The organism is Vibrio spartinae (genome assembly GCF_024347135.1).
GTDB lineage: Bacteria > Pseudomonadota > Gammaproteobacteria > Enterobacterales > Vibrionaceae > Vibrio > Vibrio spartinae.
On sequence record NZ_AP024907.1, the window covers coordinates 1,851,127 to 1,872,320 of the forward strand.

The window sequence follows — 21,194 nt, forward strand, 5'->3', positions numbered from 1 at the left end:
TTATGATGAACGTGGTGAACTGTTAGCTTTATAACGATATTTCAAAAAGTTTTGCGCATTGCTCAAAATTTGAAATGCATCTTTTAGGTTACGTCGTTCAAAATCTGAGAGATTTTCCGGCTCAATATTGTTGTCCGGCTCAATGCGATTCTCAACATCGTAGGCCTGATGACGAATACGCACCATTGAAATAAATTCAAGCGCATCTCTGAGGTTTTCACCACCGCCTTTCGGGAGCAAACCCGATTCGATAATATCATCCAATCGCTCAAATGAATTTTTCGCATGTGAGCCAATGGCAAGGGCGTGAACCCGGATGACATCGGCTAGCGGTGCCGTTCCTCGTCGTTTTAAGTTGATGGAGTTATTGTGGCGACCATCTTTTTCCATCACAAAGTTTTTGAAAAATCCCAGTGGTGGGGTGCGGTTCAACGCATTACGGGCTAGACAAGCGAGGAAACGCGGACTTCTTTGGGCGCGTCTGACAATAAACCGATTGAGTTGTTCTGCCCAGCGAGTTTGTCCATAGACGCCATCCAGATCGAAAAAAATCGATGCATTCAGCAGCGCTTTAGGGTTCGGATCATCAATCCAATCGGAGAAGCAAACTTCCCATTCCTGACGGGTCATCCGCCAAATCGGATTCGTTGCCATTATCCCACCGGTACAATAGCTGTAACCGCAGCGTGCGAGTGCGTCACAAACAAACTGAGAGAGTTTACTGAAATAGGTATCATGTTTGTTAGCATTATAACGATTGTCGAGAATAATCGCGTTATCCTGATCCGTGACCACCAGTTGTTCATCTCTTCCCATTGAACCCAGTGCCAGAAAACAGTAGGGGATCGGTGGCGAACCATATTCTACTTCCGCCAGCTCAATAATCCGTTGTTTAAAGCTTCTGCCAATCACTGACATCGCAGTGCCAATCATATGGGCATTTGCATCTTCATTAACCAGACGAACAAAACTCTCTTTCACCTGCTCGGCAATCGTAACCAAATCGTCCACACTATTTTGATGGAATATGCTACTGACTAATAATAGTGAGTTTTGCGACTGATAACGAACCAAATCGGTTGTTTCGAGTATGCCTAACGGTTTGTTCTCTTTCAGAATAGGGAGATGGTGAATTTTTTGACGCAACATCACCATCATGGCTTCATAAACATAAGCATTATGATCAAGTGTTAACAGCTCAGTTGTCATCACTTCACGAATCGGACGCTGTGGAGAAATGCCATTGGCCAATACTCGACTACAAAGGTCTCTGTCTGTAATGATACCTAACTGAGATTTGTCATCATGGCTGTCTACTGTGGGTTGCTCGGGATTCAATATCAGCAGGGCAGAGACATTTTCTTCGGCCATTTTTTGCGCTGTTTCATGGATCGATGTTTCAGGGGAAATCCAGATGGTTTCCCCTGTCAGTAAATTCTTAACTTTGGCGGTGGACAGATCATTGGTTTCTACGGTACTGGAAACCGCATGACGGAGCCTAGTTTTATCATTGACCTCAACAAAGTCGGCAAAGATCTCGTAATTATCATACAGAGACTGGAACAGCGATTCTGGAACTCGATAGACCAATGTATCTTCAATTGCAGTGACAGGAAAAACGACTTTGTTGTTGGTCAATAATCCCATTTGACCAAACAGATCGCCTTGTGAGAGACGGTTATAGAGTTCACCTTTGCGTCGATAAACCTCAACCGCGCCACTTCGGATCATGAACAGCTCCTGAATCGCACCACCGTTTTGAATGATCGGCGTTCCTTTTCGAAAATAGGTGATTTCTATCTGTTGAACGATCTCTTCAAGAACTACGTCTTCAAACTCGTTGAATGGTGGATATTGGGCAAGAAATTGTTTAATTTCCAATAATTCTGTATGCATGTAGGTTTCCCTATAACGAGATAACGAGCTTTTTTATCATCATAGCAGGAAGTTACGTGGGGTTCGATGGAAGAGAATGAAATTGTTAAAAAAAAGTAAATTCAGGAGTGATAAAAAAAGCCCGGCTTGTGCCGGGCTGTATATCAAATTCAAGAGTGATGTAATGCGGTTTTCCGTGTTTTCAGATGACTGAACATGGCACTGATAAATGGACTTATCAGTAACAAGACTGCCAGTGATGTGAATGCTAAAGTAATCGGTCTTTCCCAGAGAAAACTGAGTTCGCCATCATTGATCATCAGGGCACGCCGAAGATTTTCTTCCATCAACCCACCGAGAATGAATCCAAGTAATAATGGCGCCAGTGGAAAGTTCGCCAGTCGTAACAAGATAGCTCCGATCGCAATTAAAATCATGATGAAAACATCCATCGTATTGAATGATACGAGATAGACACCGGTAATAGAGAAAAACAAAATCATCGGTAGCAGAACGGTTCTTGGTACGGCAAGCAGGCGTGAAATATAAGGAATCAGCGGAAGATTCAAAATAATTAACACGATATTGCCAAAGTACATTGAAATAATCACTGACCAGAACACATCCGGATGGTCAACGAATAAGCGTGGCCCGGGTTGAATCCCATAAGCAATCAGTGCACCGAGCATGATCGCTGTTGTGCCTGAACCGGGAATACCAAGAGTCAGTAACGGTACGAATGAACCACTGGAAGAGGCATTGTTGGCCGATTCAGGCGCAACGAGCCCTCGAATTGAGCCATGACCGAATAATTCTTTCTTATCTTTAGGGGCCAGATTTCGTTCCATACCATAGCTGAGGAATGCCGCAATAGTGGCACCTGCACCGGGTAAAACACCGGTAAAGAAACCCAGAATCGAAGAGCGTATTGCAACCGGAGCCGCCTCTTTAAACTCTTCTTTACTGATTTTCATGCTCCCGAGGTCGCTCATTTTTTGGGTTTCAGTATGACTTGAATCAGCGTCTGGCTTCAGAATTCCCATTAACGTTTCGCCTAAGGCAAACGTTGCCATCGCGAGCATCAGAAAACTAAATCCGTCCATCAGATCCGTTAAACCAAAAGTAAATCGTTCAACACCGATCCCTTTATCAATTCCTACGGTAGAAAGCATCAGGCCTAAGACTGTCATCATCCACGCTTTCAAAACTTGTCCTTTGCCGGCAAAAGCAGCGACGGCTGACAGCCCCACTAACATCAGTGCAAAATAGTCGGCTGATTGAAAACTGAGTGAGACCGTGGCGAGTGCCGGGGCTGCAAACAGTAACATGATGGCGGAGAGTGTTCCCCCCGTAAATGAAGAGTAGGCCGCCAGCGCTAATGCTTTGCCTGCCTGTCCTTTTTGCGCCATCGGGTATCCGTCAAAAGCGGTAACGACTGTGGATGAGCACCCGGGGGCATTAATCAAAATGGATGAGGTTGAGCCACCAAAGATTGCACCGTAGTAGACACCGGCCATCAGAATCAAACCGGAAGAGGGTTCCAATCCATAGGTAATAGGGATCATGAGAGCAATCGCTGAAATAGGCCCTAATCCCGGTAACATCCCGATAAATGTACCGACAAAGCATCCGATAATCACCATCATCAGATTCATCGGTAGGACTGCAGTGCTGAGCCCCTGAAGAATTCCATCTAACATTGCAGTCTCCTTACCAGATGGTGAAAATGACACCGGGCTCCAGATAAATATCCAGACCTTGGGTCAGCAATAGATAAAAGCTTAAGACAAAGGGAAATGACGCCCCGAACAGGACTTTTTTACGTCGTTCGCCTAAGAGATAAAACCCGATAGCCAGAAAGAGTGTTGTGGCGATGACAAAGCCGACATAGGTCAGTCCAATGCCATAGAGCGTCATTAAAACTAAAAAGCTGATTAGTAATTTCCAGTTGAATTGGAGGACCGCACCACTTTTTTTATCGGGTTGTCCGGTAACGAGCAGTGCCACAGAAAGAATGGTGCCAATATAAGTGAGTAGTATCGGTAAGGTTCTGGCGGTAAAGGGTTCGTATTCGTCACCGGGAAACAGGGGAATATTGAATGTTTGATAACCATAAACCAGACAAAGTGCGAGAAAGATCAATGCACCGACTCTGTCTCGACATAACAAATATTGACTTGAGAGCATTGGATTTCTTTTAGTAGACATCTATCCGACTCCATTGGGGGTGAGGGGCGTCATATACAGGTAGCCTGGACGGGGGAACCTCAACAAAGGATTCAGCAAACCTGTATATGACAGTTTGTGTTCTTATTTAGGGAATTATTGAATAAAGCCTAATTCACGCATCAGGGTTCTCATCTGTTTTTCCTGTGCTTCAAGAAAAGCATTGAATTCTGGTGCTGGTTTATAGTTATCGACCCAGCCGTTGCGATCCCGAAGCGTTTTCCATTCCGGTGTTTGGTACATTTTTTCTAGAACTTTGTCCCATTCAGCTACTTTTTCTTTGCTCACTCCCGGCGCTGCAAAAAAGCCGCGCCAGTTGGCAAACACAGTTGGATTGCCATTCTCTGTTAATGTCGGAATATCCGGTGCAGAAGAGAGACGTTCCGGTGCGGTGACGGCCACAATTCTGATTTGTCCTGCTTTTGACATTTCAAGCACTTCACCTAAACCGGTTGAAAGGAGCTGTGTTTCTCCGGATAGCAGGGCCGCCATTGCTTTACCCCCGCCATCATATGCGATGTAACGAACTGCTCTCGGATTCAATTTTTCCCCTTTGAATGCTTCAGCAACGACCAGATGATCCGTGCTTCCCCGGGCTGAACCACCTGCAATCTTGATTTTCCGCGGGTTGTCTTGGAAATCGGCAACAATATCTTTCCAGGTTTTATATTTTGAATCGGCACGCACGACAATGGCACTGTAATCAGAAACAATTGATGCGACAGGGGTCATGTCTCGAAATGACTGAGGGAAAACCCCGGAAAGGGAGCGGACAACAATCGGACTTGAGTTGACCATCAGAGTATCTTGCTGCCGGTCTGCGGTTTCAATCAGATGAGCAATGGCTTTGCCGCCACCGCCACCGGACATATTTTGAAAAGAAACGTGATCAATCAGCTTGGATTTAAATAACACATCACCTGTTCCCCGTGCCGTCATGTCCCAGCCACCACCGGCACCACCGGGAATCAGAAAGTGGATATCCTCAATATCCGCAGCCAGTGTACTGATGGAAAAGCCAGCTGCGAGCATGGATATGATCAGGCGGGTTTTCAGTTGCTTCATAATTCACGTTCCTTTTGCAGTGTGCAATTAATGCTTTATCGGTTTTATGCTTGGTTTGTTTTATTGTTGTCCTTATGGGATCACTTCATCCGCGATGACATGGTAAAAGTTATACAAATGTTAATTATTTGTCCTGTTTGTGGTGATAAAAGTGAATAATGAGCATTAGTCATATTTTGTTCATATTGGTCACAGAATGTAATGCGTTGAATCAATCACAGTTATTCGTTATGTAACTCTTAACAATGTTAGATAAATGTTAATGTACAGCTTCGTTTCTGGAGGTGCATATGACATGGAATGAGATTAGTTTCCGTAAACGGATGTTGATCATCATGACGTTTTCAGGGCTCGTTGAGTTGCTGATTCTGGCATTGGCCGGTTTTTCTTATATTCGCCATCAGCAAGAAGAAGATATGGGGCAGAAGGCATTGCGTGTTGCCACGTTTTTGTCTGAATCCCCAGCGGTGATTGAGATGATTCGTCAGGAAGATACCAGTCAGCAACAGTATTACCGTGATCTGACTTATATGATCGGCGCAGCATTTATTGTCATTGGGAATCATCAGGGGATTCGGCTGGTTCACCCGCTAGAGCAGCGAATTGGTCTGCCGATGGTTGGCGGAGATAACCAGAAGGCATTGCGAGCAGGGCAGTCTTATATCTCGTTTGCCCGTGGTTCTTTAGGCCGTTCAGTCCGGGGAAAGTCCGCGGTGATTGATGCATCTGGCCATATCATTGGTGTCGTGTCGGTCGGCTATCTGATTGAGCGATTACAAGATAGGGTTCAACCCTATTTGCACTATCTGTTGATTATTGTGGTCTTGGTGGTGGTGGTGAATGGACTCATTTCTGGATATATCTCCCGACGTTTTCAAAAAGCAATTCTCGGCTTCGAGCCTGAAGAGATTGGTCGTCTCTACGGAGAACTCGATGTCACGATGAGCACGTTAAAGGAAGGCATTCTGAGTATCGATGAAAAGGGTTATCTTCGCTCTATCAACCGAAGTGCCTGCGACATTCTGGGGATTGATAAAGACACAGCACTGAACCATTTGTTAACGGATTCGTTGCACGACAGTAATCTCTATACTCTATTGGAAACCGGGGAAATCGATAGTGATATTGAATTATATCTCAATCACCAATGGTTGATCGCCAACCGGAGCCCGATTGTTGTCGATGGGCGGGTCGTTGGTGCGGTTGCCAGCTTTCGATTGCGTGATGAAATTAATGATTTAACCGAGCAGCTTTCCCAGACAAAAGCTTATGCGGAACTGTTGCGTTCGCAGACGCATGAACATCGGAATAAACTCAATACAATCAGTGGATTAGTTCAAATGGGAGAGCTGGAATCAGTTCAACAACTTATTGGTCAGGAGACCGAACATTATCAGACCTTGATCGAATTTTTGCGGGGGGCGATCAAAGATCCGTTGATTGCGGGAATGTTGCTGGGTAAAAGTGAACGGGCGCGGGAATTGTCGCTGGAGCTGCGGGTTGAAGAGGGAACGACGCTGGATATATTACCTGATCATCTCCATGCCGAAGATGTTGTGACAATATTGGGGAATTTAATTGATAATGCCTTTGAAGCGGTATTGACATCGGTGCGGCAAAGTAAACATATTGCTTATGAACGGCGTATCATTGATGTATCGATCAGTGACTATGGCAATGAGATTATTCTGGAAGTGGATGACCAAGGATGTGGCCTACCGGAAGGCGTCAGGGTTGATATGCTGACAGAGAGAGGGGTATCCAGTAAAAGCGCTCAGGGGCGAGGCGTCGGATTGTTTCTGGTGCAGCAGTTGACGGACAGATATCACGGACAGTTGGAAATGTTCGATAAAAAAGGAAATGGTACAAGAATGACGGTTTATTTGCCCAAGGAACCATTGATATGAATACCAGAGTCATGATTATTGAAGATGATCTGGTGATTGCTCAGCTTCATCAGCGTTATTTGGAACAAATCGGTGGCTTCGAGGTTGTCGGCATTGCAACCAATAAAGTCGAGGCTGAGATGCAATTGTCACTTCTTACACCGGATTTGGTTCTTTTAGATGTTTATTTACCGGATGGAACTGGATTGGATATTTTGCAGCAGTCGAGAAACAATCAGGATCAGTGTGATGTGATTTTGATTACGGCAGCTAGAGATGTCGGCACATTACAACAGGCTATGCGTTATGGTGTGGTTGATTATTTACTGAAACCTGTCGTGTTTTCCCGACTTGAATCCGCAATGCAAAAATATCAGCAACTGCGGCAACAGTTGACCGAAGCGGGAGGGCTTGATCAGGGGTTAGTCGATAAAATGCTTTCTAATTCAGTCAGGGCAGCAACGACATGTGTCGAAAAACTCCCGAAAGGCATTGATGCCGTAACTTTGGATAAAATCCGCAAGCTCTTTCAAGACAATGTCTCGCTGACCGCGGATGAGGCCGGAGAACAGATCGGAGCAAGCCGAACCACTGCCAGACGCTATCTGGAGTATCTGAATGGTACCGGAGAACTGCTCTCTGATGTCAATTATGGGACTGTAGGCCGTCCTGAACGGTGTTATCAGCGTAAGAGATAAAAGAGAAGAGATAAAAAGATAGTCATATGCAGTGAGCCGTTGACCCACTGCATATATTTACAAGATGAACTACAGATTTTTTAACCAAGGCAGAGCTGCGTTAAGAAATGGTCAATATGCTCTCCCACCTCTGCCGGCGTTGAAGCCCGTCTCATCTGTTCCATCGAAGGGAGCTGATTATTTTGATAATATTCCGCTGAAACAAAGGCATCACTGGCACGATAGCGTAATGTATCCTGATCAGCTGAGCCGTCACCAACAATGATAAACTTACCCGTGGTTTTATTCTGACTTTTCCATTGTTCAATGACCTGGACTTTCCCCTTTGAGGAAAGGAGTGGGGAAGGTCGTATACTGAGCACTCTATTTCCCAGCCAGATAAAACGATTCGCAGTGAGTTGATCATATTGAATGCCCCATGCATCTAATAACGGGGCGATCCATTCCGTATAACCGCCAGAAATCACATGGAGCTTGATACCTTTGTCGGTTAACGAACGGAATGTATCTTTTAATACGGGATCCAAAGCATCCACTCGGCTTGCAACATACTGATCGATTGTTTGCTTGGTGACAAACATCGCAGTTCTGAGCATGAGCAGTTTCTCTTGCCAAGTTGCACGTCCGGCAAATGCCCGCGGTGCGATTTCTGCCAGATACCGCATTGTTTCATCACCACCTTTTTTATGACTCAATGCAATTTTCAAGACTTCTACCGTACTCTCTTCCGGAAGTATCGTATTATCAAAATCAAAGATGACGTTCATAACTGCTTTAACTGCTCTCTGTAACTATATTTATCATCTCTGGTCCAGTGGGTTGCCGGTATCTTCAGATAATCGGCGATATCCTGTTGAACGGAGTCGGCAAATGCTTGCGGTGTCTGCTCCCGAGAGTAGTAATGAAGCTTATCCAAATAGGCCACTTCGAAATGGATATAGGGCATCATGAGAATGGTCATGAAGCGGATATACCCCGGAGACATCATTGGACTGGGAGACAATCCGAAAGGAAGCTTGACTTTTAAAGCGATCGGGACGACGGGTTGTCCTCGGATCATAAACTCAGGACGAAACCGGAATAGCGCTTGCCCGTTATTGAGCGTGGCTTCTGGCGTAATGTATAGCGCGTGTTTTTCCGGGTCTTTATGCCATTCCCTGAAACACTGCACTAACTGCCGTTGATTTCTGACGAGCCAATAACTGGAATTCGAGCCTTTAAATAAGATGTAGCCGACAAATTTACCGAGAGGACTATCCGCTTTATCAATCATCAGTGTCGCGTGCGGCATTGCCAGTCCGGGAATATGATCAAAAATACTGACGTGGGGGGATGCAACAACGCATCCTGCAGTATGATGCCCCACCGCTTCCGGTGTCATATTACAACGAACTCGTATGCCTAACAGGCGGATGAAGCCCCGGTATACAGACTTTCTTTTCGCACGAGGAAATATCGGAAACACCAGTCCGTAAGCGCCAATCAGCAACAGACGGAACAGCAGTAATAACAATCCAAATGGTATATATAGCACTGTCAACACTGAAAAGTGGTTCCATAGTTTCACATCACATAATGTCGAGATAGGGACATCCCGACATAACGTGGATTGCTCAATATTTTGCATGTACTGTTTCCCGTGTTTCTTGTTTCTGAATGTACTGATAAAGTTTTTGAGCAGTACTTTCGTTTTTGTCTCTGACCTTGAAGAAGTTATCTCGGTCATAGTCAATCTTGAGGTGATCACCGAATGGGGTGGAAATAATTCGGCACTGTTCACGGTCAAGGTTGAGGTATTTCAGATTCATCTGAATGGCACGGGTGTGTTTAATGTTCGTGAGTGTATAAACGGACGTGAATCCCAGTACATCAAAGGCCCAGCATAATGCTGTATGCCCTGCTAAATATGTCCAGGGCGTTCCCCAGTATTTTGGTAAATAACGCATTCCGAAGTTAATACCAAATTGTTTCTCTTCAAATCCAGCGTATCCCATGAAAGGGGCATTGGCTCCTTGAGAAACAACCCAGCGAGCCCATCCTTTTTGTTCTTGATTCTGTCTAAATCGTTCAACTTCATCGTTGATAATATCGATTGTTCTTACCTGCCCAGAAGAAATAAACTTCATATTTTCTTCATCGGAAGCCAATGTCGCATATCCCTGAATATCATCATCATTCCACTTACGCAGCGTGATGCCGTATTTGCTACATATTACGTTATTCATCATATTTACCTACCGCCAAACTTCAGTTGTTCAATTGTTTATTATCGCCACATTGTTCAATGTGATGTTTCTACATCTCGTTCTAATACGTTGTGTTTTCCGTCCTTCTGTGGGTTCATATAACTGAGAACAGATGGAAAAGCTATGAACACTGGGTGAGGAGCTGAACTCTCTTCATCTTAGTATGTTTTCAAACATACTTATTACATCAATTATTATTGATATATAAACATCAACTCATCCAACCAGTGACTAAGTGCTACATGAGAAGCGTAAAAGTGACGGAAAATTTTATTGAGTGAATAGTACTTCGTTAAAATATTCCTCTTTTTAATTATCAATATAAATTTAAGTTATTTGCTCTTTGTTTTAATGTAAATAGTTGCTTATCGTCATAATTATCAAAAGAGGGAGTCGTGATCTTGATACGGCTAGCAAATCGCTAGGAGGAGAAAGGCACAGTGGATAAAATATAAAATAAAATAAAATCATCTAAAAAAATAAAAAATATACTCTTTAGTCTCTAATATGAGAAATTTTTCTTAATTTTTCTTTTGTGAGACTCACACTGTAGAGCAGAGTTATATAAGAATGTTAGCGCTTTCATGTGAATCAATTGGACATATATGATGCTTAATAGTTTTAAATTAGGAAAAAATGTGGACATCGTGCTTTTCTACGATTTTCCATTTATAGATATCGATTTTATCAATATGATTGACACAGTTAATCAAACACCAATAGTAAGTTGTTATTTATCAGTATAATATACTTTAAAAAGGTTGTTATGGTATTCGTAACCGCAACGAAACATCTTATGACACATTGTGATTTCTAGTGTGACAACTTTGCAGTGATGATGATATCCAGGAGGAAGATATGACCCAAACGTTAGTGATCGTCGATGTTCAAAATGATTTCTCACCATCTGGCGCCTTACCTGTGCCTGATGGCGATTGTGTGGTTACAGTGATCAATCGGTTAATGTCTTGTTTTGAGCATGTTGTTGCGACGCAAGACTGGCATCCTGCTGGCCACGGTAGCTTCGCGTCCGTACATCATATGTCTCCCGGTGAGATGATTGAACTGAATGGCATTCAACAGCTTCTATGGCCCGATCACTGTATTCAATCATCTTGGGGATCCGAATTCATTCCCGGATTAGCACAGAACAATATTGAATATATTGTCTATAAAGGCAGCAATCCTGAGATTGATAGTTATAGTGGATTCTTTGACAATGGAAAACAGCAATCAACCGGACTTTTGGATTATTTGAAAAAAATCAATTCAGATGAATTGTATATTGTCGGACTTGCGACAGACTACTGTGTGCTATTTACAGCACTTGATGCCGTTGAACTTGGCTTTCAAACTTATGTTGTTCAGGATGCCTGTCGTGCTGTGAACCTAGCTCCTGATGACGAAGAGAAAGCGCTGGCGAAAATGGCGCAAGCGGGCTGTCAGATTATACAGTCAAGAGATGTGCTGAACGAATGATGATATATAGATAAATGATGATATATAGATAAATGATTGTATATAAAACCGCATTTATCAATGCTGCTGCTCAGCAAAACCGATGATGAAAGGTCAGGAGGCAACACGTCAGCGCATCGGTATGAAAAGAGCCAGTAACCAGACTGACCCATCCATGGTTTTACTTCCGACGGTATAGTCTTTCGGGCCTGCCAACTCGACCATGTTGGATAATCGCTTCAAGGAAGCTGGTGGAGGTGCAATATTCCAGATATCGGCGAGCGGTTGTTTTACTGATACCAACCAACTTACCCAGTGACTCAGCAGTGTGTGTCACATCTTCTTCTTGATAAATGACCTTGATCTTATCCAGTGTCAGTTCATCAATCCCTTTGGGGAGATTATCTTGATGGTATTGTGCTTTTGATTGAAAGTTGAGTAATTCATCGACATGCCTTTGATTGAAGTTATCTGCGGCTTTCAGTGAATTGTTATACTTTAAATAGCGTTCAAGTGAATCCTGTAGTCGGTCATAGGCAATCGGTTTGAGCAGGTAGTCAAAAACACCGCAGCGAACTGCCTCACGGACGGTTTCCATATCTGAGGCTGCGGTGACAAAAATGACGTCCGGCATGCTTCCGCCTGAAATCATCTCCTTCAGTAAATCCAGACCACATCCATCGGGAAGAAAGTTATCTAATATAATTAATTGTGGTTTTAAAAAACGGAGCATGCTACGCGCTTCAGCCAGAGAGCGGGCAACACCAACCGGACGAAACCTAGGCATTTGATTCAGGTAGTAAGTGTGAAAATCAGAGATACTGACTTCATCTTCAACAATCAATACATCAAATACATCCATTATTATGTACTCACGTTAGGGATGAAAATAGAAAAAATGGTACCTTTGGGTTCAGCATGGTCAATCAATATCGTGCCATTGGCCTGAGTGACCAGACGATGGACGAGATATAAACCGATACCATGTCCCGGCTGTTCCTTGCTACTGACGCCCTTGGTAAAAAGTGAATCAGAAATTGCTTCGGGGATACCAGTACCATTGTCCGCTACCTCAATGACGAGTTCATCTGAGGCATCGGTTAAAAGCAGTGTAATTGTTTTATTACTGCTATCGCTTTTTAAAGTAGCTTCAAAGGCATTGTCAAGTAGATTCCCCAAAATTGCGGCCAGTTCGTCGGATGACATACATTGTGGTTGTTTTTTCATCTGACAGAGTGGATCAAAATCCAATTGTAGGCCGAGTTCTTTTGCGCGGCTATATTTTCCCAGAAGGAGTCCGGCAATAATACGCGAGCAGAAAGTTTGGGTAATATAATCGATCAGTTGTTGTTGATTTTGGGTTTCTTTCTGAATGGCTTGAATGGCCTCATCATAAGCGCCAATTTGTACTAATCCTCCGATAGTGGATAACCGATTGGTATATTCATGACTGAGCACACGAAGGTTTTCCGTATGCTGGCGAATTTGTGAAATTTGTGATGTCAGGGTATTGATGTCATCGCGTTTCCGGAAACTCACAACCCAGCCAATATGTTTTTCGTGATCCCAAATGTTGATTCGGTTGGCAACCAATGTTTCACCGTTGCAGGTGATCAGCTCATCTTGTTGGTCATTGATGTCAACTTGACCATGTGGGTCGCTACCCATAAAAAATGAAGCGGGCGTGACGAATTCAGTAATGGATCTGCCAAGTAAATACTTGGGCGGATGTGCGATGCCCAATGTTTTGAGTGCGCGGCTATTGACCGATAAAATTTCGCCTTGAGTACTGACAGCGATAATGCCTTCATAAACACTTTGTAAGATTGAACTCTGTAAGCGCAGAGAGAGCGCAATTTCTTCTGGTTCCATTTCGAACATTTGTCGTTTGATATGTTTGGTAAATAACCAAGCACCGAGCATGGATAAAATCAGCAGGGCAAATAAGGCATAAAAAAGCGGATAGGAATATAATGCCATCCAATCACTGATGCTATTCATCAAGTAACCAACGGAGATGACACCGATAATCTCATTGTGTTGATTAATAATGGCGGATTTCCCGCGGATCGCAAAGCCTAAACTCCCTTTTCTTAAAGACGAATAATATTCCCCGTATTTTAACGCACGAACGTTATCCCCCCCTTGCATTGGAAAACCGACTTTATTTGAGTCAGGGTGTGCCAGCCGAATCCCTTTTTTGTTGCCGACAACAATGAAGTCTGCATCCGAGATCGCTTGTAGCTCATGGACGGTGTGCTGAATCGCTTCAATATTGTGTTGCTCGATGTTGTGAATCAATACCTTATTATGTGCAATCTCTCGGGCTTGGATGACAGCTTTGGTTCTAAACTGATGTTCGAGACTTTTAGTGAGTGTGAGATGAAAAAAGACAGTAACCAATATTAATTGAATCGAAATAACAAAGATAAGCAGAAGGGCAACCCTGAGCTGGAATGATAGCTTCTGACATATATGTGTATGAGCGGCTTGAAAAATCGGTTTGAGCATAACGGGTATATTAAGGCTAATTGTTATTCGTGATTATATCGATTCTATGGATGAATAGAATTGACGTGAGTGGTTCAATATCCATTTTTAGACGTTGAATATCTTGTGTTTCTTATAGCCGTGCGTTCTGCATCACAATTGTGAGATATCAATACAATGCAGTTTGTCAGTCGGCTGGTGATTATTATGTGATGATTGTTGTTATATTCATGAGTGATTTAAGATGAGCAGGCGGTCTGGTTAGAGCGCGTCGGATGACGCGCTCTAAGGAAAGGCGAATTACATAAATATCCCGAATACGACACTGGCGATGATGAGAACAATACCACCACCAAGACGCGAAGAGATTTGGGCATAAGAGAGTAAGTTCATTCGGTTAGAGGCGGCCAGCACTTCAAGGTCACCTGATCCCCCACGGTTTGCCATACACAGACCCGCCGTGATTGAAGATTCAACCGGATAAAAGCCCATCATCCAACCACCGAGTGCAGAGCCAAAAATTGCGCCCGTTACAATGAGTGTCGCAATAATGACATTGGTGAGCGTCAGTGCATTCATCACTGCACCCAGATCGGTGTAAGCAATACCGACACCGACCATCAAGACCCAAAGCAACTGTTTAGAAAAGAAGGAAGAAAGACGTTTTGCACCTTCTTTGATTTCATCCGAGCAAAGACCTGCACCGTTGATGATTGCCACAATAATGACCATGTAAGCGAATGTATGAATTTTGATATCACCAAATCCAGGGAGAATATGCTTGGAAAGTGAGGCTGAGAATGTATAAACACAGGCAGCAAGCATCAGACCAATAGCTATTTCACGAGGTGTAATCGTCAATGTCTTGGTTTCTTCGCTCACATTGAAATTTGATTTACGTATCAGTTCTCCGTTACCGGTTAGTGAAGGGATTTTATCGCCTAAACCATTTAGAATGGCTGCAGCAACAATTGCAACGATATTGGCAATCGTAAGAATTGCAATCGCAACTGAGTAGTACTGCTCTTTTGAACCGCCTGTGACGGACTCGTAAATTTCAGACAGCGGAATCGCGCCTGCGCCATTACCACCGCCCATAATTGGGAGTACATACAGCATCATAATCCGGTCCACCGGAATGCCGAAAATCATGCCCCCTAAGATACCAAGAATCGATGCCCCGGCCACTGCTGCGAGAATTGTTGGAATATAGCCAACTAATGAACGCAGCAGAAGTTTTCGATTGACTGCCAGAATCGAACCGGTAATCAATACCGCGATAAATAAGTCAAGGAAGTCCGTTTTTTTCATGACATCGGTGACCGCGGTAATTTCTCTTTGGGTCAACAATCCGGTATGGACGAACCAAGCTGCGACAAGAAAAATCATCACTGGCGCGCCACCTATATATTTATTGAATATCGGTAGACGCTTACCGAATTCACCAAATATTGCCCCGACGACAAACATAAAGCTGAAGCCACCAACAATATTGTTAGGCAGCGTATCTGTAATATGTGCAGTCAGAACTACAAGAAAGAGTAGGGCAAAAAGATGGAATGGTATGCCGAATATTTTTATTTGTGACAGCAATGAGTGAGATCCCTGAGCGTCACTTGTTATTCGTAACGTTTTTTCATTCATAATCAATTTCCGTAGGTTGATGTTCAATTTAACAATTTAGATAAAAAATTGATCCATAATTGTGAAAAAGTTCATTGAATGAAGTGACGTTAAAAACGTCAATGGCGTTAATGATTTTTATTGAATTTTATAATCTAAAAACAATGGGATAGATGATTTAATTCATTAAATTCATAAAGAGTTTTTAAGCTCGCATATAAAGTGATTCATATCATCATTTTATGAATACAAACACCGCAAACTATGTCGTGACAAATTGATTTATAGAGGCAGTACGGCATGTTAGACGAGGTGTTTTTTTCTCGAGTCCCAATTACGAATCGCTATAAAATGGGTAAAATTCAAACCTTTTTGACGCGTAACGGGTTGGATATTGATGATGATGTAGAATATTTCGTTGTCGGCAAGCATGTCTCTGGACCGATACTGGCATGTGGTGCCATTGCCGGGAAAGTTTTAAAGTCGGTTGCGATTGATAAGACACATCGGGGCAGTGGGTTATCACTGACACTCATGACTGAATTGACCAACTTCGCTTATGAGTTAGGACGCTACAATTTATTTTTATTTACCAAACCTCAAAACTTTAACTTATTTCGCCAGTCTGGTTTTTTCCCGCTTGCACAAGTCGATGATGCCATGGTTCTCATGGAAAATAGCCCCAATCGTTTTCAATCATATTGCCAGCAACTCAAACTGATGAAAGTTGCAGGTGACCGTATCGGTGGCATGATTATGAATGCGAATCCATTCACTCTGGGGCATCAATATTTAGTTGAAAAAGCCTGTGCCGAGTGTGATTGGGTCCATCTGTTTGTGGTTCGCGAAGAAGGTAAGGATTTTTCTTATCTTGAACGACTGAGCATGATTCGGGCCGGCACACAACATCTGAAAAATGTAACCGTCCATCCGGGGTCGGATTATATGATCTCCAGAGCCACATTCCCGACTTATTTCATCAAAGATCAGAAGAAAATCAATTACTGTCATGCTGCACTGGATTTACAACTGTTCCGTGACGGCATCGTTCCCGCTTTAGGGATCACCCACCGATATGTGGGCACTGAACCACTGTGTCCGGTCACCAATCATTATAACGAGTCGATGCATTACTGGCTGGCCTCAGCAGTTTCTCGACCAAATCGCATTGACATTATAGAAGTACCAAGAAAGGCCATTGGTGGTGAGCCCGTTTCAGCGTCCAGAGTCCGACGGTTATTATCTCAGCAACACTATGAGCAGGTTGCGAAACTGGTACCGACAACGACCTACCAAATCTTATTGAGCGATGATGTTCTGTGCAATCGACTAAAATCAGTTGCGGCCTGAACGCCATCCTATATAAAAATCAAAATCAGAAAGGCCCAATCCCATGGAAATTAAACAACCAGCGTTTGCAGGAACTCTGGAGTCCAGTGATCTTCAGGTTCGAATCTCTCCCAATAATGACGGAGGTATCATTATTCATCTCGATAGTACAGTTCAGCAACAATTTGGTGAAATTATCAGACACGTTGTGCTCGATGCGTTACAGCAACTGAAAGTGACCAATGCCATTTTAACGATTGAAGATAAAGGGGCTTTGGATTGTGTGATTCAGGCTCGGGTACAGGCTGCAGTGATGCGTGCTTGTGGTGTCGAACAGATTGATTGGAGCCTATTGTCATGAGTCGATTACGCAGAAGTATGTTATTTGTGCCGGGTGCGAATGCCGCAATGTTGAGTAATACGTTTATCTACAAGCCCGATGCGATTATGTTCGATCTTGAAGATTCGGTTTCATTACGGGAAAAAGATACTGCGCGCATGTTGGTGTATCGTGCATTACAACATCCGTTATATCAGGATATAGAAACCGTTGTCCGGGTGAATCCGATTGACTCTAAATTTGGTATCAATGATTTAAATGCCGTGGTCAGAGGTGGTGCGAATGTCGTCCGTCTTCCGAAAACCGATACTGCGCATGATGTGACGTTGATGGCGAACCAAATTGAAGAAATTGAAAAAGCCTGCGGCCGTGCTGTCGGTAGTACTCAATTGTTGGCCGCGGTTGAAAGTGCCCAAGGGATCAACAATGCTGTCGAGATCGCGCATAGTTCCCCTCGACTGATCGGGATCGCGCTGGGAGCGGAAGATTATGTTCGTGATTTGCGCACAAACCGCTCACCAGAAGGGACGGAACTCCTGTTTGCCCGATGTAGTATTCTTCAGGCTGCACGAGCTGCGGGGATTATGGCATTTGATACTGTCTATTCGGATGCGAACAATGAGGCCGGATTCCTTCACGAGGCAGAACACATCAAACAGCTTGGATTTGATGGTAAGTCACTGATTAACCCACGCCAAATCGATCTACTTCACAATGTCTATGCACCGACCCAGAAAGAGGTCGATTATGCTTATGCCGTCATTGAAGCGGCTGAAGAAGCAGAGCAACAAGGGTTAGGGGTTGTGTCTCTCAACGGCAAAATGGTCGATAGCCCAATCATTGAACGTGCACGCTGGACATTGCAACGTGCTGAATCTGGTATCAAACAATAGAAGGCAGTGTTATGAGTGTCAGTACGTTAAATAATCCAATTTCGCTTGATGAACTGGAAATCCATTCATTAACGCCTTATACAAGAGCCAATGCAATCACACCGCATCTGGTTGAAGAACGATTTAAAAAGGGAAGAAAACTCAAAAGTTCACTTGAACAGGCGATTAAAGAGTTAGGTTTGGCTGATGGTATGACGATTTCTTTCCATCATGCATTTCGTGGTGGTGATAAGACCATCAATGCTGTCATGGAAGTGATTGCCAAAATGGGGTTCAAAGACTTAACTTTAGCTTCCAGCTCTTTGACGTCGATTCATGCACCATTAATTGAACATATCCGCAATGGTGTTGTGCGTAAAATTTATACCTCCGGGGTACGGGGTGAGCTTGCTGAAGAGATCTCCCGAGGATTGCTGAAAGAACCAGTTCATATTCATTCGCATGGCGGACGGGTTCACTTAGTCCAAAGTGGTGAAGTTCATATCGATTTCGCATTTATTGGGGTTCCTTGTAGTGATGAGTTTGGGAATGCAAATGGTGTGCAAGGCAAGTCCCGTTGCGGTTCTCTAGGTTATGCACAGATAGATGCACAATATGCGGATCGAGTGATTATCCTGACGGAATCAATGGTTGATTATCCGAACTCACCTGCCTCAATTCGTCAGGACTGCGTTGATGCCGTTATACAGGTTGCAGAAGTCGGTGACCCAGATAAAATCGGGGGTGATGCAACGCGAATGACCTCCAATCCGCGTGAGTTACTGATTGCGAAACATGCGGCTGAGGTTATCGAACACTCTGGTTATTTTAAGTCTGGGTTCTCCTTGCAGACGGGCTCCGGTGGTGCATCTCTTGCGGTGACGCGTTTCCTGAAAGATAAGATGATCAAGCAAAATATTGTGGCATCTTTCGGTCTTGGTGGAATTACAGCCACGATGGTTGATTTACATGAGCAAGGTTTGATTGAAACATTACTGGATGTCCAGTGTTTTGATTTGGTCGCCGCTGAGTCTTTATCCCGTAACCCGAACCATCATGAAATTTCAGCCAATGAATACGCCAACCCTTCCTCAAAAGGGGCCGTGGTTGATCGACTTGATGTCGTGATTCTCAGCGCTTTAGAAATTGATATGCAATTTAATGTCAATGTGATTACCGGCTCCGATGGGGTGATCCGTGGTGCCTCTGGTGGTCATTGTGATACTGCCGCCGCAGCGAATTTAACGGTTGTTGTTGCACCATTGGTCCGGGGACGAATTCCGACGGTTGTTGAGCGAGTCACAAATGTCGTGACACCGGGAGCATCGGTTGACGTGTTGGTCACTGATCATGGTATTGCTGTGAATCCGAGACGTGAAGACCTGATCGAACGACTCAATGCGCTTTCAATCCCGGTTTATTCTATCGATGCATTGCAGGCTCGAGCTGAATTAATTACGGGTAAGCCCGAACCCATTCAATTTACTGACAGAACGATTGCCTTTGTGCGGTATCGGGATGGTTCTGTCATTGATGTGATTAAAGAGGTTGCTCAATGACACCGATAATAGAAGAAACACCCGTTCATTTGTGCGAGCTACTTGCGTGTAAAGAACACCGAGCAAAAACGCAATTATCATGGTTGAGAACTTACGGGGTCCCTTTGGTTTCGTTTAGCATCAATATGCCGGGCCCCGTCAAACTGAATCCAATCAGTGAACAAATTTTTGCTCAGGGATTAGCGGCACTGGAAGCGACTTGTCATGAGCAGGGCTGGACACTCATCGCACAGCAAATTCATCATGAGAAAACGGGACCAGAGGGCATATTTGCAGTGCAAGGGGTGAGTGCATCGATACTCAAAAAGCAGATGATGCACATTGAAAAGACGCATCCGGTCGGGCGATTGATGGACTTAGATGTGATTGATAAGCAAGGTAAAAGCATTAGTCGTAAAGCTTATCAAATCGGGCGAAGGAAATGCTTAATCTGTCAGGAAGATGCGGTCATCTGTGCTCGCTCCCGTCGGCATCCGCTTCAGGAGCTTTTGACGAAGATAGAGGAAATGGCTCATGCAGATGAGTGCTGTCATTAACTTGCTGTTTGACCCGAGTCTGAGTCCAGCAGATGCTGAAAATATCGATGTGTTACCTTGTCACACTAAAGATCAGGTTCCTTTCGATCAATTTGTCGGTCATCTGGCTTATCATGCCATGATGCTAGAGGTTCATTTAACACCGAAACCGGGGCTGGTTGATACTGTGAATCAAGGCGCCCACCATGATATGGATCTGGCGTTGTTTGTTCACAGTGCTGAAGTGCTTGCACCATACATGATTGGTTTTGTTCGAGCGGGCTGGTTGCATCACCACCAACCGCTCTCGTCTCTTTTAGCGGAATTACGGCCGATTGGGATTGATGCTGAAGTTGCTATGTTTCAAGCAACTTCGGGTGTCAATACCCATAAAGGGATGATCTTTTCCATGGGGATCATTTGTGGCGTCGTTGGCTGGCTGCAAGCCAATCAACGGAATATGAGTGCGTGCGCTATCAGTGATGCTGTGAGTCAGTGTTGTCAACATCTCGTTTGGGATGAACTTCAGGAAATAGAACGTCGGGCACCGGTGACACAAGGTGAAAAACTCTATCAACAATATGGCGTGACCGGTGCAAGAGGAGAAGCAGCATCGGGTTTTGAGACGGTCATGGTACATGCGTTGCCTGCCTATCAGTCGGCTATCGCGCAAGGGGTCTCGACAGAGCAAGCGCTATGGCAGACACTGCTGGTTTTGATGGCTCACAATCAGGATACGAATTTACTTTCCCGTGGGGGAATGACCGGATTGCTGTATGTTCAGCAATATGCGTCTAGCCTACTGGCGTCAGGGGGAATTGCTCATCCTGATATCGAAATGGCATTAAATCAGTTTGACCGTTGTTTGATCGAACGACATCTTAGTCCGGGGGGCAGCGCGGATTTACTGGCTGTGACTTGGCTGATGGCAGAATTGGAGAAACTATTTTCCCCAATCGATTAAGGATATGACGTTTTCGTCATTAATTGGGTCGAAAGCGGCTTCAAAACA

The 21,194-nt window shown here is 44.1% G+C and carries 19 protein-coding genes; 9 read left to right on the forward strand and 10 right to left on the reverse strand.

Going from position 1 to position 21,194, the window contains the following annotated elements; all coding sequences use genetic code 11:
* The 4 genes from OCU60_RS08220 to OCU60_RS08235 form a co-directional block, all read right to left on the reverse strand.
* Complete coding sequence (locus OCU60_RS08220; protein ID WP_074372414.1) at positions 1 to 1,896, reverse strand: putative nucleotidyltransferase substrate binding domain-containing protein; 1,896 nt, start codon at positions 1,894 to 1,896, stop codon at positions 1 to 3.
* Positions 1,897 to 2,045: 149 nt separating this feature from the next.
* Entirely contained in the window at positions 2,046 to 3,575 is a 1,530-nt protein-coding gene (locus OCU60_RS08225; RefSeq protein WP_074372415.1) for a tripartite tricarboxylate transporter permease, read from the reverse strand.
* A gap of 10 nt (positions 3,576 to 3,585) precedes the next feature.
* A complete protein-coding gene (locus tag OCU60_RS08230) occupies positions 3,586 to 4,083 on the reverse strand; it encodes a tripartite tricarboxylate transporter TctB family protein (RefSeq protein ID WP_074372416.1) in 498 nt (165 codons plus the stop codon).
* Between the two features lie 114 nt (positions 4,084 to 4,197).
* Positions 4,198 to 5,169: a tripartite tricarboxylate transporter substrate binding protein gene (locus OCU60_RS08235; RefSeq protein ID WP_074372417.1), complete on the reverse strand. Its 972-nt coding sequence runs from the start codon at positions 5,167 to 5,169 to the stop codon at positions 4,198 to 4,200.
* A 287-nt stretch (positions 5,170 to 5,456) separates the two neighbouring features.
* On the opposite strand from OCU60_RS08235, the gene OCU60_RS08240 reads away from it, so the two are divergent.
* Complete coding sequence (locus OCU60_RS08240) at positions 5,457 to 7,073, forward strand: ATP-binding protein (protein ID WP_074372418.1); 1,617 nt, start codon at positions 5,457 to 5,459, stop codon at positions 7,071 to 7,073.
* Positions 7,070 to 7,750 (forward strand): response regulator, encoded by a 681-nt coding sequence (locus tag OCU60_RS08245; protein WP_074372419.1) that lies wholly within the window; start codon positions 7,070 to 7,072, stop codon positions 7,748 to 7,750. The genes OCU60_RS08240 and OCU60_RS08245 overlap by 4 nt, the downstream gene beginning before the upstream one ends.
* Before the next feature lie 80 nt (positions 7,751 to 7,830).
* Here OCU60_RS08245 and OCU60_RS08250 read toward each other — a convergent pair whose 3' ends face one another.
* From OCU60_RS08250 to OCU60_RS08260, 3 genes are read right to left on the reverse strand one after another with little or no spacing between them, the layout of a single operon-like run.
* The gene (locus OCU60_RS08250) at positions 7,831 to 8,517 is read right to left on the reverse strand and encodes an HAD family hydrolase (protein ID WP_074372420.1); all 687 of its coding nucleotides are present in this window, start codon (positions 8,515 to 8,517) and stop codon (positions 7,831 to 7,833) included.
* On the reverse strand, positions 8,514 to 9,377 hold the full coding sequence (locus OCU60_RS08255; RefSeq protein WP_083602605.1) for a lysophospholipid acyltransferase family protein: 864 nt from the start codon (positions 9,375 to 9,377) through the stop codon (positions 8,514 to 8,516). Before OCU60_RS08255 ends, OCU60_RS08250 begins: the two co-directional genes overlap by 4 nt.
* Complete coding sequence (locus OCU60_RS08260; protein WP_095533282.1) at positions 9,364 to 9,978, reverse strand: GNAT family N-acetyltransferase; 615 nt, start codon at positions 9,976 to 9,978, stop codon at positions 9,364 to 9,366. Before OCU60_RS08260 ends, OCU60_RS08255 begins: the two co-directional genes overlap by 14 nt.
* 876 nt (positions 9,979 to 10,854) lie before the next feature.
* Here OCU60_RS08260 and pncA point away from each other — a divergent pair.
* Positions 10,855 to 11,475: a bifunctional nicotinamidase/pyrazinamidase gene (pncA, locus tag OCU60_RS08265; protein WP_074372422.1), complete on the forward strand. Its 621-nt coding sequence runs from the start codon at positions 10,855 to 10,857 to the stop codon at positions 11,473 to 11,475.
* A gap of 160 nt (positions 11,476 to 11,635) precedes the next feature.
* On the opposite strand, the gene OCU60_RS08270 is transcribed toward pncA, so the two are convergent.
* From OCU60_RS08270 to citS, 3 genes are all read right to left on the reverse strand, one after another.
* Entirely contained in the window at positions 11,636 to 12,319 is a 684-nt protein-coding gene (locus OCU60_RS08270) for a response regulator (RefSeq protein ID WP_074372423.1), read from the reverse strand.
* Positions 12,319 to 13,965, reverse strand: a complete 1,647-nt coding sequence (locus OCU60_RS08275) for an ATP-binding protein (RefSeq protein WP_083602606.1) — start codon at positions 13,963 to 13,965, stop codon at positions 12,319 to 12,321. Before OCU60_RS08275 ends, OCU60_RS08270 begins: the two co-directional genes overlap by 1 nt.
* Positions 13,966 to 14,244: 279 nt before the next feature.
* The gene (gene citS, locus OCU60_RS08280) at positions 14,245 to 15,588 is read right to left on the reverse strand and encodes a citrate/sodium symporter CitS (RefSeq protein WP_074372424.1); all 1,344 of its coding nucleotides are present in this window, start codon (positions 15,586 to 15,588) and stop codon (positions 14,245 to 14,247) included.
* 279 nt (positions 15,589 to 15,867) lie between these two features.
* Here citS and citC point away from each other — a divergent pair, with 279 nt between their 5' ends.
* The 6 genes from citC to citG are packed head-to-tail and all read left to right on the forward strand — an operon-like array spanning position 15,868 to position 21,146.
* The gene (gene citC, locus OCU60_RS08285; protein WP_074372425.1) at positions 15,868 to 16,917 is read left to right on the forward strand and encodes a [citrate (pro-3S)-lyase] ligase; all 1,050 of its coding nucleotides are present in this window, start codon (positions 15,868 to 15,870) and stop codon (positions 16,915 to 16,917) included.
* Positions 16,918 to 16,960: 43 nt separating this feature from the next.
* The gene (gene citD, locus OCU60_RS08290) at positions 16,961 to 17,257 is read left to right on the forward strand and encodes a citrate lyase acyl carrier protein (RefSeq protein WP_074372426.1); all 297 of its coding nucleotides are present in this window, start codon (positions 16,961 to 16,963) and stop codon (positions 17,255 to 17,257) included.
* A complete protein-coding gene (gene citE, locus OCU60_RS08295) occupies positions 17,254 to 18,129 on the forward strand; it encodes a citrate (pro-3S)-lyase subunit beta (RefSeq protein ID WP_074372427.1) in 876 nt (291 codons plus the stop codon). Before citD ends, citE begins: the two co-directional genes overlap by 4 nt.
* Positions 18,130 to 18,140: 11 nt before the next feature.
* Positions 18,141 to 19,667, forward strand: coding sequence for a citrate lyase subunit alpha (gene citF / locus OCU60_RS08300; protein ID WP_074372428.1), 1,527 nt, complete (start codon positions 18,141 to 18,143; stop codon positions 19,665 to 19,667).
* Positions 19,664 to 20,203, forward strand: coding sequence for a citrate lyase holo-[acyl-carrier protein] synthase (citX, locus tag OCU60_RS08305; RefSeq protein WP_074372671.1), 540 nt, complete (start codon positions 19,664 to 19,666; stop codon positions 20,201 to 20,203). The genes citF and citX overlap by 4 nt, the downstream gene beginning before the upstream one ends.
* On the forward strand, positions 20,181 to 21,146 hold the full coding sequence (citG, locus tag OCU60_RS08310; RefSeq protein WP_074372429.1) for a triphosphoribosyl-dephospho-CoA synthase CitG: 966 nt from the start codon (positions 20,181 to 20,183) through the stop codon (positions 21,144 to 21,146). The genes citX and citG overlap by 23 nt, the downstream gene beginning before the upstream one ends.
* The last annotated feature ends 48 nt before the right edge of the window (positions 21,147 to 21,194 follow it).

What these genes read in the sequence shown, in the direction of transcription:
- OCU60_RS08220 (WP_074372414.1), bottom strand. Translation starts at nt 1,896, where the DNA reads ATGCATACAGAATTATTGGAAATTAAACAATTTCTTGCCCAATATCCA.
- OCU60_RS08225 (WP_074372415.1), bottom strand. Translation starts at nt 3,575, where the DNA reads ATGTTAGATGGAATTCTTCAGGGGCTCAGCACTGCAGTCCTACCGATG.
- OCU60_RS08230 (WP_074372416.1), bottom strand. Translation starts at nt 4,083, where the DNA reads ATGTCTACTAAAAGAAATCCAATGCTCTCAAGTCAATATTTGTTATGT.
- OCU60_RS08240 (WP_074372418.1), top strand. Translation starts at nt 5,457, where the DNA reads ATGACATGGAATGAGATTAGTTTCCGTAAACGGATGTTGATCATCATG.
- OCU60_RS08245 (WP_074372419.1), top strand. Translation starts at nt 7,070, where the DNA reads ATGAATACCAGAGTCATGATTATTGAAGATGATCTGGTGATTGCTCAG.
- OCU60_RS08250 (WP_074372420.1), bottom strand. Translation starts at nt 8,517, where the DNA reads ATGAACGTCATCTTTGATTTTGATAATACGATACTTCCGGAAGAGAGT.
- OCU60_RS08255 (WP_083602605.1), bottom strand. Translation starts at nt 9,377, where the DNA reads ATGCAAAATATTGAGCAATCCACGTTATGTCGGGATGTCCCTATCTCG.
- OCU60_RS08260 (WP_095533282.1), bottom strand. Translation starts at nt 9,978, where the DNA reads ATGATGAATAACGTAATATGTAGCAAATACGGCATCACGCTGCGTAAG.
- pncA (WP_074372422.1), top strand. Translation starts at nt 10,855, where the DNA reads ATGACCCAAACGTTAGTGATCGTCGATGTTCAAAATGATTTCTCACCA.
- OCU60_RS08275 (WP_083602606.1), bottom strand. Translation starts at nt 13,965, where the DNA reads ATGCTCAAACCGATTTTTCAAGCCGCTCATACACATATATGTCAGAAG.
- citS (WP_074372424.1), bottom strand. Translation starts at nt 15,588, where the DNA reads ATGAATGAAAAAACGTTACGAATAACAAGTGACGCTCAGGGATCTCAC.
- citC (WP_074372425.1), top strand. Translation starts at nt 15,868, where the DNA reads ATGTTAGACGAGGTGTTTTTTTCTCGAGTCCCAATTACGAATCGCTAT.
- citD (WP_074372426.1), top strand. Translation starts at nt 16,961, where the DNA reads ATGGAAATTAAACAACCAGCGTTTGCAGGAACTCTGGAGTCCAGTGAT.
- citE (WP_074372427.1), top strand. Translation starts at nt 17,254, where the DNA reads ATGAGTCGATTACGCAGAAGTATGTTATTTGTGCCGGGTGCGAATGCC.
- citF (WP_074372428.1), top strand. Translation starts at nt 18,141, where the DNA reads ATGAGTGTCAGTACGTTAAATAATCCAATTTCGCTTGATGAACTGGAA.
- citX (WP_074372671.1), top strand. Translation starts at nt 19,664, where the DNA reads ATGACACCGATAATAGAAGAAACACCCGTTCATTTGTGCGAGCTACTT.
- citG (WP_074372429.1), top strand. Translation starts at nt 20,181, where the DNA reads ATGCAGATGAGTGCTGTCATTAACTTGCTGTTTGACCCGAGTCTGAGT.